The organism is Mesotoga sp. UBA6090 (assembly GCF_002435945.1).
GTDB lineage: Bacteria > Thermotogota > Thermotogae > Petrotogales > Kosmotogaceae > Mesotoga.
The window spans coordinates 46651-62688 of record NZ_DIXC01000029.1 but is presented as its reverse complement, the minus strand read 5'-3'; the positions used below and the strand labels follow the sequence as shown (position 1 = coordinate 62688).

General features: G+C 47.5%; 15 protein-coding genes. 4 read left to right on the top strand and 11 right to left on the bottom strand.

Annotated elements, in window-relative coordinates:
- The 6 genes from B3K42_RS04680 to B3K42_RS04655 all read right to left on the bottom strand — a co-directional run.
- Positions 1-425 (bottom strand): DNA polymerase ligase N-terminal domain-containing protein (locus tag B3K42_RS04680; RefSeq protein WP_292597126.1); only part of this gene is annotated, 425 nt, incomplete at its 3' end.
- A gap of 158 nt (positions 426-583) precedes the next feature.
- Positions 584-1279, bottom strand: coding sequence for a queuosine precursor transporter (locus tag B3K42_RS04675; RefSeq protein ID WP_292597123.1), 696 nt, complete (start codon positions 1277-1279; stop codon positions 584-586).
- A gap of 292 nt (positions 1280-1571) precedes the next feature.
- Positions 1572-2816, bottom strand: a complete 1245-nt coding sequence (gene rmuC / locus B3K42_RS04670; protein ID WP_110989568.1) for a DNA recombination protein RmuC — start codon at positions 2814-2816, stop codon at positions 1572-1574.
- Between the two features lie 223 nt (positions 2817-3039).
- Positions 3040-3672 carry a corrinoid protein gene (locus B3K42_RS04665; RefSeq protein ID WP_110989567.1) on the bottom strand — a complete coding sequence of 211 codons (633 nt, stop codon included), beginning with the start codon at positions 3670-3672 and terminating at the stop codon, positions 3040-3042.
- A 69-nt stretch (positions 3673-3741) separates the two neighbouring features.
- On the bottom strand, positions 3742-4800 hold the full coding sequence (locus tag B3K42_RS04660) for an NAD(P)H-dependent flavin oxidoreductase (protein WP_110989566.1): 1059 nt from the start codon (positions 4798-4800) through the stop codon (positions 3742-3744).
- A 133-nt stretch (positions 4801-4933) separates the two neighbouring features.
- Positions 4934-6415 carry a DUF2779 domain-containing protein gene (locus tag B3K42_RS04655; RefSeq protein WP_110989565.1) on the bottom strand — a complete coding sequence of 494 codons (1482 nt, stop codon included), beginning with the start codon at positions 6413-6415 and terminating at the stop codon, positions 4934-4936.
- 297 nt (positions 6416-6712) lie between these two features.
- Here B3K42_RS04655 and B3K42_RS04650 point away from each other — a divergent pair, with 297 nt between their 5' ends.
- The 4 genes from B3K42_RS04650 to B3K42_RS04635 all read left to right on the top strand — a co-directional run bounded on the left by B3K42_RS04650 (position 6713) and on the right by B3K42_RS04635 (position 11446).
- Positions 6713-7801, top strand: a complete 1089-nt coding sequence (locus tag B3K42_RS04650) for a uroporphyrinogen decarboxylase family protein (protein ID WP_110989564.1) — start codon at positions 6713-6715, stop codon at positions 7799-7801.
- Positions 7801-8499 carry a vitamin B12 dependent-methionine synthase activation domain-containing protein gene (locus B3K42_RS04645; protein ID WP_110989563.1) on the top strand — a complete coding sequence of 233 codons (699 nt, stop codon included), beginning with the start codon at positions 7801-7803 and terminating at the stop codon, positions 8497-8499. The genes B3K42_RS04650 and B3K42_RS04645 overlap by 1 nt, the downstream gene beginning before the upstream one ends.
- 205 nt (positions 8500-8704) lie before the next feature.
- Positions 8705-10483: an ASKHA domain-containing protein gene (locus B3K42_RS04640; protein WP_110989562.1), complete on the top strand. Its 1779-nt coding sequence runs from the start codon at positions 8705-8707 to the stop codon at positions 10481-10483.
- Positions 10484-10486: 3 nt separating this feature from the next.
- On the top strand, positions 10487-11446 hold the full coding sequence (locus B3K42_RS04635; RefSeq protein WP_110989561.1) for a uroporphyrinogen decarboxylase family protein: 960 nt from the start codon (positions 10487-10489) through the stop codon (positions 11444-11446).
- A 32-nt stretch (positions 11447-11478) separates the two neighbouring features.
- Here the strand turns inward: B3K42_RS04635 and B3K42_RS04630 are convergent, their stop codons facing one another.
- From B3K42_RS04630 to B3K42_RS04610, 5 genes are all read right to left on the bottom strand, one after another.
- A complete protein-coding gene (locus tag B3K42_RS04630) occupies positions 11479-12699 on the bottom strand; it encodes a uroporphyrinogen decarboxylase family protein (RefSeq protein ID WP_292597117.1) in 1221 nt (406 codons plus the stop codon).
- 257 nt (positions 12700-12956) lie between these two features.
- Positions 12957-13637 (bottom strand): hypothetical protein, encoded by a 681-nt coding sequence (locus B3K42_RS04625; protein ID WP_258367048.1) that lies wholly within the window; start codon positions 13635-13637, stop codon positions 12957-12959.
- Between the two features lie 79 nt (positions 13638-13716).
- Positions 13717-14502: an amidohydrolase family protein gene (locus B3K42_RS04620; RefSeq protein ID WP_292597115.1), complete on the bottom strand. Its 786-nt coding sequence runs from the start codon at positions 14500-14502 to the stop codon at positions 13717-13719.
- 69 nt (positions 14503-14571) lie between these two features.
- Positions 14572-15003 carry a hypothetical protein gene (locus B3K42_RS04615; RefSeq protein WP_258367046.1) on the bottom strand — a complete coding sequence of 144 codons (432 nt, stop codon included), beginning with the start codon at positions 15001-15003 and terminating at the stop codon, positions 14572-14574.
- Entirely contained in the window at positions 14990-15937 is a 948-nt protein-coding gene (locus B3K42_RS04610) for a D-alanine--D-alanine ligase family protein (protein ID WP_292597112.1), read from the bottom strand. Before B3K42_RS04610 ends, B3K42_RS04615 begins: the two co-directional genes overlap by 14 nt.
- Positions 15938-16038: the final 101 nt, after the last annotated feature.

Genomic DNA, 16038 nt, shown 5'->3' with positions numbered 1-16038 from the left:
CTTCTTCGCCTTCTTGGCACACGCCCGTCTTCTATCTGCTTTGAAAGAGGATTCGATTCAGGGTCTTCCTTCAGATTTCTGTAGCTTCCCCGGTCCCATAGAAGGACCGTGCCGCCTCCGTACTCCCCTTCGGGGATATTTCCCTCGAAATCGCCGTATTCAAGGGGATGGTCTTCAGTGGGAACGGCCAGCCTCTTTTCCGATGGATCCGTTGAGGGCCCTTTGGGAACGGCCCATGACTTGAGAATTCCATCGACTTCTATTCGAAAATCGTAGTGAAGCCTCGAAGCAGCATGCTTCTGAATGACGAATACCGGCCTCTCTTCTGACCATTCAATAGAGGCCTCTCTTCCATCCGGTTCCGATGTCTTGCTGAAATCTCTCTTTTTCACATATTTATCTAGTTTCTCTTCTTTGTCGTTCATAGTTCAACTCCCGCCTAGCGAAGTACCTGAAACTTTCATGCACCAGACAACTGAATAGAGGATAATCGGTCTGATTATACCAGCCGGAAATCAGGGGTTTTTGAAAGGCCGAAGCTCCAACAACTCACGTCTTGAGAATTACCGTCCGTTGCTCGAACTCATGGAACAAGATCTTTGATCTTCCCTTCGTCTTTCATCTTTCTGGCGAGATAGATGAATGGCGTATCTAGAACGGCAACAACCCATTTTAGAATATAAGTGGACCAGAATATCTGCCACCAGACACTTGTCGAAAAGACTCCCGCAAAGGCTATGACAGTGAAGACAGCCGTATCTATCAATTGCGAGATCATGGTACTCGCGTTGTTCCTTATCCAGATATGCCGTTTGTCTGGAAACCTCTTCTTCCAGAAGTCGTATGCCCAGATGTCATGCAGCTGAGAGCACCAGTATGCGGCAAGGCTCGCAAGAGCGATACGAGGAAGGAGACCAAATACCACTGAAAGGTGTTCTTGCGAAAAGTCCGAAGGGTGGGGCTCGAAGGCGAGCGCAATCTGCATAATCACAGTAACAGATATTAGAGAGAAAAATCCGACGTAGACGGCCTTCCTGGCCTCTTTCTTTCCGTGGTTTTCCGATAGGATGTCTGTAGCGAGAAAAGAGGTCGCATATACAATATTGCCGAGAGTGGCAGCCATCCAGAAGAGAGAAACGGTCTTGATTACCTGGACGTTAGCAATTATCGCGGTAATGGCTATCCATACGTAAAGTCCGGTCTTTCCCCACCATCTGTATGCTAGGGTAATCAAACCGAAGTTTACTACCAGCATTACAAACCACAGAATTTCATTCATCTATATCTCCTTCTTCACATGATCTTTGAAACCTTGAAGTGCCCTTTCGCATTGTATCGTATAAAAGCTCTTGAAACCACTCCTGTATATTTTGGTTGATCTCAGACCGAGAAGACGGGAATGCATTTGACAATGGAAGGAGAAAACTCCATTAGAAGCGGAAAGAGGCCATTGAGACTCTTCCAAGAAGCGGCGTGACCGGGTCGTCAAGAATCCACCGTTACCGTTAGGATCTCGCGCGTCCCCGGCATACCCCTCTATATACTCTCTATAGTGCCACCGGATGAGTAATTCAGTCGCGGTTGACAAGATCCGATGATCTCGGCTCGTCCGAGATCTCCTCGATCTCCCCAAGTTTTTCGTTGACCTCGGCAAGTGCTTCTATCTCTCTAACCTTGGGAAGCAGCCTGCTTTCGAAAGAGCCTACCCCATCATTGTAGGCCCTTACAGCGTTCTTAAGATGGCCCTGTAATCTGTTGTAATGGGAAAAAAAGACCACAAATCTTTCATAAAGTTCCTTGGAGGCTTGAACGAGTCGCTCGGCATTTTCTGTAAGGCTGTACTGCTGCCATCCATATGCGACGGACTTGAGCAACGCAACGAGATTGACCGGAGAGGCGATCAGGACCTTTTTTGAAACGGCATATTCGAAAAGATCAGGATCTGCAAGAAAAGCGGCATTGATTGCCGATTCCAGAGGAACGAACATAACAACAAAATCGGCAGTTCTGCTGAAGGCCTCCGAGTACTTCTTGCCGGCAAGCCTGTTGACGGTATCGCGAACATTCTTCGCGTAGTTCCCCATGAGCTGCTTTCTAAGAGATTCGTCTTCTTCTTCCAGCGCAGTCAAATAACTGTCCAGCGGCACTTTAGCATCGACGGGAATGAAGGCATTATTGGGCAGCTTCACTATCAAATCCGGCCTTCCATTGTCGATAGACTCCTGTTCCACAAAGTCGACATGTTCGGTCATCCCGCTGAGCTCAACAATGCGGCGAAGTTCTATCTCCCCCCAACGACCGCGTGTCGATCTGTTCCTCAAGGCGCTCTTGAGATCCGTTACTCCCTGCCTGAGGTCGGTGTTGGCTTCGGAAAGCATTTTCAACTGCTCCTCAAGAGCTTTATAAGCTCCTTCTCTTTTCGATTCAAGCTCTTTCACATTTTTCTCGAGCTTTTCAAGATTGTCTCTTACCGGGCTGACAAGGCTTTCGAAATCCTTCTTCTGGCTTCCCCAATCTTCTTTCTGGAGTTTCAGAAGGCCCGAGAACTTGTCGTTTGCCTGTCGGATGAGGTTTTCAGTGCTGGAATTAAGAACATCCGAGGAAATAGCTTTGAAAGTCGCTTCAAGTTCCTCTTTGGCAGACGTCAGCCACTCGAGCTTCTCATCTCTATCCGAGACATCTCTTTCTAGATCCTTAAGGCTTAGTTGTAGCTCCTGGTTCTTCTTGATGCTCCGGGATAATCTTCTTATGGATGCAATCGCGAAGAGAAAGGAGACAAGTGTAACTGTTGACAGAATTATCAGGCCGATAAGCATGCTTAACCCTCCATCCGTAACGAGACGGTCTATCCGCAATCAAATGAAAATCACTCAATACAAATAAACGAATGAATACCTAAATATTATAGCAATTCATCTCGCTGCCGCCAAAATAGGCAAAAAAGCTTGGAAGAGATAGAACCGGGAAATCACTCCTATTTTTCGTCTTCTTCACCAGTCAACTGTCGATCCTCATCAAGACAAAAAACCAATGAACCGATCAAGAGACGAGTCTTCTTGCCAGTTCGACCGCTCCCGAGCTGTCCGGAGAATAGCCGTCTGCCCCGATCTCTTCGGCATAGGTCTGGCTGACAGGGGCCCCGCCTATCAAGACCTTCACATCGTCCCGAATGCCTGCCTTCTTGAGTTCTTCAATCACTCTGGGCATATTCAACATAGTGGTTGTCAACAGGGCTGAAAGAACAAGAATATCCGGCTTCGCGCCTTTGGCTGCCTCAACGAACTCTTCGGGCTTCACATCGACGCCGAGATCGATTATCTCGAAGCCCGCTCCCTTGAGCATCATACAGACGAGGTTCTTTCCAATATCATGGAGATCTCCTTCTATGGTACCGGCAACCACCTTCCCGATCTTCTTGACCCCACCGCTTACAAGAAGCGGCTCGATAAGGTCCATACACTGGTTCATTGCCTTGGCGGCAACAAGGACCTCGGGGACGAAATACTCGCCCTCCCTGAAGAGCTTTCCAACTTCGTCCATCCCCGGGATAAGCGCGCCATCCAGGATTTCCTTCGCGCCGAGGCCTTCAGCCAGGGCCTCTTCAGTGGCCGTTTTTGCCTCTGCTGGCATTGTCTCGATTATCGCGTTCCTTATCTTCTCCAGACTTTTCATTTTCAACCTCCCGTACATTCGTCTATGATCAAAGAGCTTGTATCAAAAAACACAGTGAAAAGGATTGCTTCAGCGCTTTTCTCCAAAGAGTCTATCTATTACCTTTTTCACGGTAGTGACACCGCTTATTCTATGGACCTCGCTTCCGCAAAAGGCGAACCCGTTTTCCAGATCTCCCTTGCAGGCATTCATGAGCGCCTCCGCAATGCAATAAGGCGCTTCTCTATAATTACATGTCTTTATGCACTGATAGGCGCATTTGAAGGGCTTTCTTTTTCCCTCCTCGACATCTTCTATGAACTTGTTCCTGATCGCTCTTCCAGGCATTCCTACAGGGCTCTTGATAATTGTGACATCTTCGCTGCGCGCATCGACGAATGCCTGCTTGAACCTGTAGTCTGCATCGCACTCTTCCGTAGCCACAAAGGCAGTTCCCACTTGAACTGCGGAAGCTCCCAGCTTGAAGGCTTTCTCGACATCATCTCTGTCGAATATGCCTCCTGCCGCTATCACAGGTATATTCTTGCCAGTATCTCGTTTTACTTGATCCACAAACCTTCTAATTTCAGGTACCGTCTTCTCGAGCGAACTCTCTTCAGAAAAGATCTCCTCTACTCTGTATCCGAGGTGGCCCCCCGCCTTAGGTCCCTCCACAACGAAGCCGTCGGGGATGTACTTGTACCGGCCAAACCATCTCTTGAATATTACGGTCGCAGACTTCAGAGATGAGACTACAGGAATGATAGCCGTTTCCGATCCTTCATCGAGATAAGATGGTAGATCTAGAGGTAGTCCCGCGCCAGAAATGATTATGTCTATCTTCTCCTTCACGGCCGTTGCCACCATCTCTGCGTAGTTTGTGAGTGCCACCATTATATTTACTCCCAGAACCCCTTGAGTCTTCTCCCTTGCCCTTCTTATGGTATTCTTGAGACCATCGATGCTTGCCTGCCTGAAGTTCTTTCTGTAACCGTCAACCGTCATACCGATACCTGCCGTTCCAATAACCCCTATTCCGCCTTCAGAAGCAACGGAAGCGGCCAGGTTGTCCAGAGATATTCCTACGGCCATTCCTCCCTGAATAAGGGGAAGCAATGTTTCATGGTTCTTTATCTTGAAGATTTCTATGTCGTCACATCCTCTCGATGCCTAAAGTGTGCATGATTCATAATAACCTAATTTGATGACCAAACTATTCTACTTTGAAAAGAATTCGATTAAGTCGTCTGCCGATTACTCTTTTTATCCATTTGCCCCATCCTCACTCCGATGAAAGATCGCAGAGAAACCTGTGAATCTCCACCATAGCCAGTGTATCCATCTTGCAGTACTCTAGCATATCTCTTCTTATTCTCTCTACCTCTGACTCTCGGCAATTTCCCAGAGCCATATTCACGAAAACATAACGGGCATCGTCGCCGTTATGGATAAAAAGCCCTTCATAACCAATACCTTCTACAAGTGCGGGAAGAAGCTTTTTGATTGAGAAGCTTCCCCCGAAGTCGGCATGATATATGTGATCTTTGACAAGGCGTTCTGAATCCACAAATATCTCCGAGAAGGAGATGAGCTGCTCTGAAAGCTCTGGATAATCTTTGTATCTGTTCGACAGCCATCTCAGTATATTTCTCTCAACGGAAGCATGGTGCGCCATAAGTGTTCTGCAGTCCTTGAGGTCCTCAACCAGCCTTTTGGCGAGCAGGAGACTCTCATCCCTCGATGGATTGTTGAAGAGAAACTCCCTGTGCTCCAGGGCGCCGGAGGCTTCCCTTCGAATGTGCAGTGAATATTGATACGGGATCCCCTCATAGGGAGCCAGGTCATCATACAGGGGGATAACTGAGGCGGCAGTCTCGAAATCGAGATAACCTATCGGATACCTGAAACTATTCAGCTTTTCTCGCAGCTTTTCGGGTTCGTCAAACACTATCCTTCCTGACTTAGCTCCGCGAAAGACCCTTTGTAGAAGTGGTTTGTCGCCAAGTACCTCTTGAGGAAGCTCTTCTAGATAGAAGTATCCCTTCTCGATCAAAGCATCTGTCTTATCGGCACCCAGTCTAGGAAGCTCAAAGATGCTAAGTCTCCTATCCAGACTGAAGCATCTTCGAAGATGCTCACAGTCTCTGCATTTGTACCCCAATGAGCCGGAAGGAATCAATGTTGAAGTCAGGATAGCTGAGGCGAATTCGAGTTTAGCCTTTATCTCGATTTTCTGCTCCGAGACCTCTCCAGTGACGTCTATTATCTCAAAGAGTTTCCGGTCATCGTCCCCCTTACGATACATTCTTGAGACCATTATCAAGCAGGCTTTTTTGACTCTGTAACCCGAGTTTTCTATGACAGATACCGTGTAAGAAAGATCCCTGATGTAGTCCTTTGTGTTCGATGAACCGGCAAGGCTGGACTTGACCTCGAAAACATCCAGTTCCTCGCCCTCTTTTATCACAACATCCGCCCTTGAGACGAAATCGTCGCTGATGAAAGCAGGTTCAAAAAGAGTTACGGACTGTCCGTCGCTGATAATCCGTTCGGTTATGAAGGATGCCTCAAATGGATCCAATTCCTCTATCAGAATACCTTCAGGAAAGAGACTTCTAGCCCTTCTGCCGACATCGAGGCCTTCTTTCATCCTGAAATCCTCTGCGATGCTCGGCGTGAATTCCTGAGGTTCATTCCTCTCGATCCATCCCCTGACAGGGCAGTAATCGTACTCGAGAAACATCTTCTTAGTGATCAGTCTCATCTGGCTTCACCTCAAACACGAAAAGACTCAGTGCGGAACCTCAGACCTCAACTCATAATGATTATAACAGCACCAATGCGTACGGTTTTCACGCTTTCTTTCGTAAGTTGATTATTCCTGCAAATGTAGGTACGCATCCGTCGAGGCCATAATGCTTCATAATTAAATCTACTCAAGAGAGAGGCTTCATTTGAGATGTGAATTGATGCTAGAATGTTTTTGATGAATACCCGATACACTTGAATCCGATCGGAGCTTCAGAAGTTTTGAGCCTTTGGAAAAAATGGGGGGATCTAGTTGAAACCGGCACCCGATTTTTCAGTGATTCTGGACGTCTTCAGGCGCAATGGAGAACCTTGCAGAGTTCCGTTCTTTGAGCTCTTTGCGGACGATGAAATAATGGAAGAAGTGATGGGCTACAAACTTGCAAAAGTAGAAGAGGATCCTGACAGATACTTCGTTCAACTAATAAGCTTCTACAGAGAACTTGGATATGATTACGTGCCCTTCTATCAGGCTCCCCGCTTTCCTACTCCCGATTACATCCATGGTGAAGACACGGCCACATACAGGAGAGAAAGCAGGAAGTGGATGAATGAAAAGGGTGGCCCTATTAAGACGCTGAAAGACCTCCAGGAAGCGGACTGGCCGAAGCCAGAGGAAGCTGTTGATTTCGATCTTTTCCGTAAGCTGGGAGAGCACCTTCCCGAAGGGATGAAAGTAGTTGGAGGAGCTTCCGGTGGTCCATTTGAGCATTCCAGCTTCCTGATGGGTGTTGAGAATCTCTCCATGGCCGTTTACGAGGACCCCGAGCTGGTCAACACTCTCAATGAAAAGATCGGAAATGTTCTCGTCGGAGCAGCTAAAATCGTCTCTTCCATGGACTGCGTCGGAGCCTATTGCTTTGGAGACGATCTCGGATACAAGACTTCAACGATATTTTCTCCCAGACATTTGAGAAGACTTGTATTTCCGTGGTATAGAGAGATAGCCGAAGTCGTTCATGGAAATGGAAAACCCTTTGTTTTGCATAGTTGTGGCAATCTAGCGTCAGTGATGGACGACATAATTGAGGCTGGAGTGGATGCAAAACACTCCTTTGAAGACCAGATAATGCCCGTATCGGAAGTGAAAAGAAGATGGGGAAAGAGGATCTCAATTCTTGGCGGAATTGACGTTGACTTTCTCTGCCATGCAACCACTGAGCAGGTAAGAGGGAGGACTCTGAAGACTCTTGAAGAGTGCGCTCCGGGCGGAGGATATGCCCTGGGAACCGGTAACACTGTTGCGAACTACATTCCCGTGAAGAACTATCTTGCAATGCTTGAGGCAGGCAACGAGTTCAATTCACGCCGAATCCGAAATGTGTCAGATAGAGTCCAATGATGATTGACAGAGATGAAGATATTACCGTACTGAGAGAGATACCTTTCAGTGTTGATAGTGAAAGCCTTCAGAGACTCCTGAGGATAAGACCAGGTTCTCAGGAGGCGTACAATCTTGATAAGATGGCCGACTTTGCTCGTGAGTTCGGCAAACCAAAGGCGATCTACAGAACTGTTTTCATTGACGGTTCTGTCGAAGATTCTATCTCGGTAGGAGGCGTGGTCTTTAAGAGCGCGTTGTTATCTCGAAAACTCGAATCTGTGGGTAGGGTCTTACCCTTCGTTGTAACTTCAGGCAGAGAGCTTGAAGAGTACCCGCTAGATCGTAGAGATTTCCTGGAAGCGTTCCTTTGGGATAGTGTCAAAGAGTACGTTCTTCATGAGGCGGTGGAGTTTTTCAGGAAAGAGGCTTCCAGAAGAAATTTGGTTGAGAGACTCGTCTGGATGTCTCCGGGTTCGGGAGATGCAGAGATCTGGCCTTTGCAGCAGCAGAAGGAATTGTTTTCCTTGATTGGTAATGTGAAGGAAGAGATTGGGGTCGAACTGAAGGAATCTTTTCTCATGATTCCGACCAAGTCGATTTCGGGAATTGCCTTTCAATCCGAGAAGGATTACAGGAGCTGTATGGTCTGCAGAAGGGTCAACTGTCATTACAGAAGCGCACCATTTGATCGGAAGCTGAGGGACTCCCTTGAATAGAATAGCCCAGTCTGCATAAGCAGGCCACTCTCACCGAAAAGGTTAGGGGTTTGTGATGAGAGGTAGTAAGAGCAGAACAAATCATTTCTTAGGGCACCGTTGTTTGGAAAGACCGCTGCCAAGAAAGAGCCTGCTGAAGTGTAGTTCTCGAGTGAACGGACAGGCAGATAGAATCGATGATACCGATGAGGAGAGAGGATAAGTAATGAAAGAAGCAGTGCATAAGGTCACATTCCTGCCTTCGCAAGAAACGGCGACAGCAAAGGGAGGCGAACTTTTGCTAGACCTTCTGAGGAGAGAATCCCAGCCAGTAAATGCTATATGTGGTGGGAAGGGAAACTGCGGGAAGTGCAAGACCCTTGTGACTGAAGGAAGCGAGGCCTTTCCGCTCACCCTTACCGAGACAAGACTTCTGACACGAGAAGAGATTGCGGCAGGATACAGGCTGAGCTGCCAGTTCAAAGTCATGGCCAATATCAGAGTCAAAACGGAGAACCTGGCAGTGAATTCTGCAGTTTCCAAACCGCCTCTTCCGAAGGTCTTGGTACGGGAGATATCTCCACAGGTTAGACTCGAAGAGTTTTCTCTTTCGAGGCCGGATATTTATGACCAGACTTCAGACTATTCAAGGCTGATGAGTGCTCTCGTTACCGAAAGACCACGAATTGACAGATTGAATCTTCTGAGAAGGCTTCCCCATATCATAAGAGAGATAGACTACAGAGGCCGGGCGGTCATGTACGGAAGCGAAGTAATCGACATACTACCTTTCTTGGATGAAAGTAGCATCTTCGGCGTAGCGATTGACGTAGGCACGACAACTCTCGCGGTTTACCTGGTAGATCTAAAGTCGGGAGAGATCGTTGCGGTTCGATCTGCTCCCAATCTCCAGTCTGCATATGGTCAAGACGTTATTTCCAGGATCGATTACACAATAAAGAGAGATAAGGGAATCGATGAACTAAGAACGACAGTTTTGACAACACTAAATAAGCTGATCGACGATCTTTGCAAAGAAAGCGCAGTATCTAGGGAAAGGATCTACGATACTTCGATAGTGGGAAACACGACGATGATCCATATCCTTCTCGGAATAAACCCCGAGAGAATCGCCTCCTCACCCTTCATACCGGCATTCACAGGAGGGAAGGTATTCGAGGCGCAGGAACTGGATCTAGAAGAGTCCATTCCAAATTCGAAAATCTACATAATGCCCGGAATCTCAGCCTATGTGGGCTCGGACATCACGGCCGGTATTCTCTCGTCGGGATTTGTCGAAGATTCCGGCAACGTTCTCCTTGTAGACATCGGAACCAACGGGGAGATGGCCCTCAAAAGGGGCGACAAAATCTTCGCCTGCTCTACTGCGGCAGGTCCGGCATTCGAAGGAGGCAATATAAGCCAAGGAACTATTGCCAGGCCTGGAGCGGTAGATCATGTGTGGTTCAGTGGAGAAGGTATCGGGTTCAGTACAGTGAATGGTTCGAATGCTTCTGGCATCTGTGGTTCGGGATTGATAGACGCGATTGCTGTAATGATAGATGCGGGTATTCTGGGCGAATCGGGACGAATCAAAAGAGAATACTTCGAGCTGGGCAGCCCAGAGGGTAGAGTGCGGATAAACAAGAGAGATATTCGTGAAGTGCAGCTTGCAAAGGCAGCTATTCGAGCGGGAATATCCGTCTTGATGGACCGGGCCGGCATCGAGACACGAGACATCGACAGGATTTTGCTTGCCGGAGCCTTCGGAAACTACATCGACCCCGAGAATGCTCTGCGAATAGGCATGCTTCCCAAAGTGCCAGTCGAAAGAGTTTCACCCGTCGGTAATGCGGCCGGTCTCGGGGCAGTTCTGGCACTTCTGGATAGCGGGATTCGAGAGAGAGCGGAAAATCTTAGTAACAAGATATATTATGTTGAACTATCTGGTAGAAAGGATTTCAACGAGATCTTCGTTGACAATCTTGCCTTGAGGGAGGGATAAGGAATGGCTTTCAATAGATCAATCATACCTTTGCTCGGCGCGCCGGGCGCAAGACTGACGGGAACAAAGCTTAAAGAGAATCTCACGAATGCGGAAATCCAGTTTAATTCTTTGGCCAAACTTATGGAGGAATTTCAGCCCGACGGGATCTTCTTCATGATGGACCTGACCGTCGAAGCCGAGGCGCTTGGACTGGAGATCGGTTTCCCTGAGGATGACAATCCCTACGTTAAGGAACATCCCATAAAGGGGCAGGACGAGCTGTACTCTCTTGAGAACTCCTGGAGGGGAGTATCCGGGAGAATGCCGGTCTTCACAGAAGTTGCTGATAAAATGGCAAGAGAACTGCCGGGAAAGAGGGGCAGCTATGTTATCGGTCCACTTAGCCTTGCAGGAGAACTAGTTGGGGTTACAGACCTCTGTATGAAACTGATAGAAGAGCCGGATTTTGCAGGGAGTGTAATAGACTTCTGCGCAAGGGTTGTACATGAATACTCGAGAGCGCTAATCGACCACGGCACGGACATGATAGCCGTTCTCGAACCGACGGCGGTGCTTTTGTCTAAGAGACAGTTCAGACGTTTCGCGCTTCCTCATTTTGAAAGGCTCAGATCCGATCTTTCAAAACCCTTGATTTATCACATCTGTGGAGACACAGAACACATAGTGGAACCTATGGGCGCCAGCGGCGCCTATGGACTGAGCCTCGACAGCATGGTGGACCTGAAGGCAGCAGCGGCTAGAGTTCCCGAAGATGTCTTCCTTATCGGTAATATAGATCCGGTTAAGGTCTTTCTGCAGTCAAACGAAGAAGAAGTTGAAAGAGAAACTGCAAACCTTCTAGAGAAAATGAAGAACGTACCCAACTTCATTTTGAGTTCCGGTTGCGATATACCACTGGAAACCCCTCCAGAGAACATCGCTGCATTCGTGAGGACGGGAAGGGACTATCGGTCGGAATAGGCCATCCAGAGTCGACAAGAAAAGCCGTCTGTTCATTGGGCATTACTAGAACCGTATTCGTATGCGCAGTCAAAGAGCATTTTGATTTTCTCAGGAGGTATTTCGCTCTGAATATTGTGAATAGGCGCAAAGACAAAGCCTCCACCAGGCGCGAAAATATCTATTCTCTTCTTGACATCATCTTCGACTTCTTTGAGGCTTCCAAAAGGAAGTGTGTGTTGAGTTTCACAGCCGCCTCCCCAGAAGACTATGTCCTTCCCGAATTCCCGCTTCAGCTTTTCAGGCTCCATGTTTCTAGCGTTTGTCTGAACGGGATTCAGTATCTGGATACCGGCATCGATAAAATCCGGAATGAATGGATAGATGGACCCACAAGAATGCAGGAAGATAAATAACTCCGGCTTTCTTGAGTGTATGAAGTCACACACAGCTTTCAACCTGGGTTTAAAAATAGATCTGAAGACTCTTGGAGATATGGCCGTGTTTCCCTGAGTACCGTAATCGTCGCCAATTTGGATGATATCTATCTCATCTCCGACGGCGGCGAGATATCTTTCTAGATCTATCTGATAACTTTCGAGAAGTCGGTCAAGGAAATACTCCATGAGAGGGAGGTCGGTTATCAATCTCTCCATGAACTCCTGGTACCCGAACATTGAATGGCCCGCCTCGAGGAAGTTTCCCCCGAAGGCCCCGATTACGGCGCAGTCTGTTGATTTGCGTATTCCCGTTAGCTGAACTTTCAGGAACTCAATTTCCTCGCCAGTCAATTTTGGCAGAACAAGCGCCGAGATCTCCTCTTCGCTCTCGGCATGGGCCAGGGGAAAGTAACTCCTGTCGAAGTAGTGGCCACCTCGGGGCATTGTCGCAACTTCGATACCGTCCCTCTCGATTACGAGCGAACCGTCCTCTTTCACTCTGGGGTCGAATCCATCCGGAAAGAGGTATCTCGACCCATCTTCGAAGATGTCTCGCCTGATCCAGGAATCGATTCTAGTTCCAAAGCCTCCGTTCAATCTCTTGAGTTCTATCGCATCGGAATGGACTTCTCTTCTGATCTCCTCATCGACAAAGGCAAGCATCTGATGAACATCGAAAACCTTTACTGGAAGATCACAGTAACCAAGATAATCTGCAAGTCTTCTGTAAGCCTTGACATGAATGCCGGTCGACCTCATCCCTCCCAGATCGATGGGAACGCGGTCAGGTTCGGTGTGGCCCAGAGTGCCAAGGATTCTTTCACGTGATGTCATCTGCTCACCTCTGCGTCAATTTTGCTTCAGACTTTCACAACCTGATTATATCTTTAGAAGATCTAGACAAGACCATTTCTTTCACACCGGTTCCCTCTGAAACAAATTGGGTAAGAATGTCCACCAGCAATGACAACTACTCGTATATCATGTTCGACAACATCAGTTTATGGGTCACAGATACCGGTTACGTGCCTTAAACCGTAGGGGTTTTCATACAATCAAACGTCAAGTTCGCAGGTAGATCTCTGTCACGTTTAGAGAAGTCGTTCTTCTCTCAAAAGAGAGAGATAGTTTTTTAAAAGCTCTCTGGAGTCATTTACAATGGGGAACGGACTCCTGCTCTTCCACAATCTGTTTGCCAAAACGGGATAGCGTTCTGGCAACTTCTTGAACATGAAACTCTCCTGCAACCCTTCGAAGTAGTCATAATTCACGTGCGTACAATTCAGAAGGCAAAGAGCGGTTTTCATTTCTAGCAGGGTCTCTATCATTGCGCAGTAAATATCCTCGTATCTCTTCCTTGAAATACAGGAGAAGATTCTCCCGCAAGACTCGAATACGAGCTCCGAGAGATTCTCCTTCAAAGCCCTCCTGAACTTCTCTTCAGGAACACGGCAAGCGAGATCATAATACTGCTCCGGCTTCGATCCATCACCCTCCAGTACGACAAGGTTCTTTACCAGTCCAGCATAGAATGGCCATTCAACTCCCGGTTCCTCGAGTATTCTGCAAAGTCTGTTTTCGGTTATCGAATTTATAGTGACTGGGACAAAGCCATCGAGAAAGGTTTTCTTGGGAACCTCTTCTCTGGTTATCATAAGCATTTCTAGATCCGACCAGTGAGTATCGGTCCCTCTTGAGGTAGAACCATACAGCCTGCAAATTAGATTTTCATCAATCTCTCTCGAAATCTTTCTGGAAATCTCCAGAGCCAAGTTGTACCTCTCCTCATGTGTCAAGTGATCTCCACCTTCTTGTTCTCCAAAACCGTCTTTTCTGAGACTGCTTCACAGATCATAGATTGTTCAAAAGGACTTCTTTCGGATTGTCATGGAGAAGTCGTTCGGCGATTGTTATCGCTTGTGAAACAGTAAGAGTTCGATCTCTGATCTTCCCCTCGAGGACTAGGGCAATGTTTTCTCTCGCGATCTTTAGATGGCCGTAGATCGCATCAACGATTGCATAATCTCTACCAAAGCCCATTATCTTGTTGTAAGGCACAGCATCTAGAAAGTCGCTCAAAGCGTTCCGCGCAGAAACCGGCGATATGATGTGAGACCAGCACATGTCAATGAAGACGTTTGGATAGGTTTTGGCAAGAGCCGCAGTGACTCCCCAGTAAGGATATCCAATGTGAAAGAGGTCGAATTTCACTCGCGAATATTTTGAAAAGAGATTTTCTAGTAGTTCGGGATTAGAATTGCTTAGTATTCCACGATTACCTTCAAGGAGCCCGGTGTGAAACTGAATGAAAAGACCACGTTCATTTGCCGCGGAAAGTGTGTGATGCCTCACGTAATCCTGCACTGTTTCGGGAATCAAGAGGCCTTTGTTTCGACAGGGACGTCTTCTGTTCCTTTCTTCAAGGGCCTTACGAAACGCTGCTTCGGCATCGTCGAAATCCACTTCTTCAAATCTAATCGGCCTTTGGTAGGCCAGAACGCTCTTCAGACCAACGATGCCGTTCGAAAGATTCTCGTCTAACTCCCTTTCGAAGACTTGGAGCCAGTCGTTGAGCGATCTTATTTCTGTGGCGTAGGTCTCCTCCAGCCATCCTATTATATCGAATTCCGGTGGCATAGGAATAATGTAGTTTTGTGGCTGCCAGACCCTCCTGAAAAGGCTCCTGTCGCATTCGAATCGACCGGTCTAGGGATCTATTATCGCAAGTTCTATGTTACATAGACCCTTCAGGATCTCTCTCATGTGCCCCGGTCTGTTTGCTTCCCTAAATTTCTCTCCGAGCTCCTCTATGGTTGAACCCCTTATTCCGTCGATCCCGTATATCTCTCTTACCGAATCATCGAGCGCCCTTCCGTAACCAGTGTGCCTGCAGAACTCCCAGTAAGGTTCGATAAGTTCCCAGCGCTGGACTAGATCTCTCTCACTATCTTTGGCGATGGCCAAGATCTCTTGGTCGAGTTCTGAAGAAATCAGATCAGAGTTCATATAGTGAATGAGGAACTCCTGGAGAACATCGTCTCGCCCCACGAGCAAATCTTCCGAATGGACCAGGTGTTCGTGAGTGTCGATCACCGGGATCTGCCTTATGTAATCGAGGATCTCTTCATAGACTCCCATTTTCTTCCCCGATTCTATATCTATTTATTGCTGAAGCGACGATCCTGTTAATGAGATCGCCGTAGCTCCACCCCTTGGCCTCGGCCATCTTGACGATATCGGAGTAGTCTGGAACGAGGAGAGGAAGGGAATTGACCTCCAGAAAGTAGATCTTACCTTCTTCGTCAATCTTAAAATCGATACGGCAATAGTCCTTCAGATCGAGCACCTCGAAGACTCTCATCGAGAGCTCGCTTATAGCTGTTTCCTTTCTCTGTGAGATCTTCGCAGGACAGATGTAATTCGTCTCGTCACCGTGGAACTGTTTCACCCTGTATGAATAGAAAGTTTCAAGGTGATCTGGCAACGACGAGAAATCTATCTCCATGATCGGAAGAACTTCACTGCCAACAATTCCAACGGTGAACTCCCTTCCTTCAATGAATCTCTCAACTAGAGCGGCCTGTTCGAAGCTCTCGTGAATACGTGAAACTGCCTTCTGCATGTCATCAACGCTTTCCACAACCGAGTCCTTCCAGATACCCTTTGCACCGCCTTCCTTAACGGGTTTAACGATTGCAGGTCTGAACGGAAGGTTGTCAGCTGTATCTCCGGGACGAACCGAAAAGAATTCGGGAGTGGATATTCCGTAGGCCTTCATAATTAACTTTGTGAGTGTCTTGTTTATACAAAGAGCGTTAGCCGTAGTTCCCGAGCCGGTAAAGGGTACTCCCAGAAGATCCAGTACGGCCGGAAGATGGACCTGCCTCTCGACATTGCCCATATCCGTAGTTAGATTGAATACGAGATCAGTGCCTCTAAGCCTGCCGACAGTATCGATCTCAAATGGTCTCGAATCAACTTCAAAGCCTTTCTCGAGTGAGTTCATAACACTATTGACCATCTCTTGATGATGGAAATCGAGCGGTATGTCATGAACGACAGTGATTCTCATAACATTCCTCCTTAGGATATCTTCAAAGTATCACAACAAAAGAATTGTACAGACTCCTAATTCTTGACTTCCAAACTAAGTGTTAAAGGAAGGGGAATCCC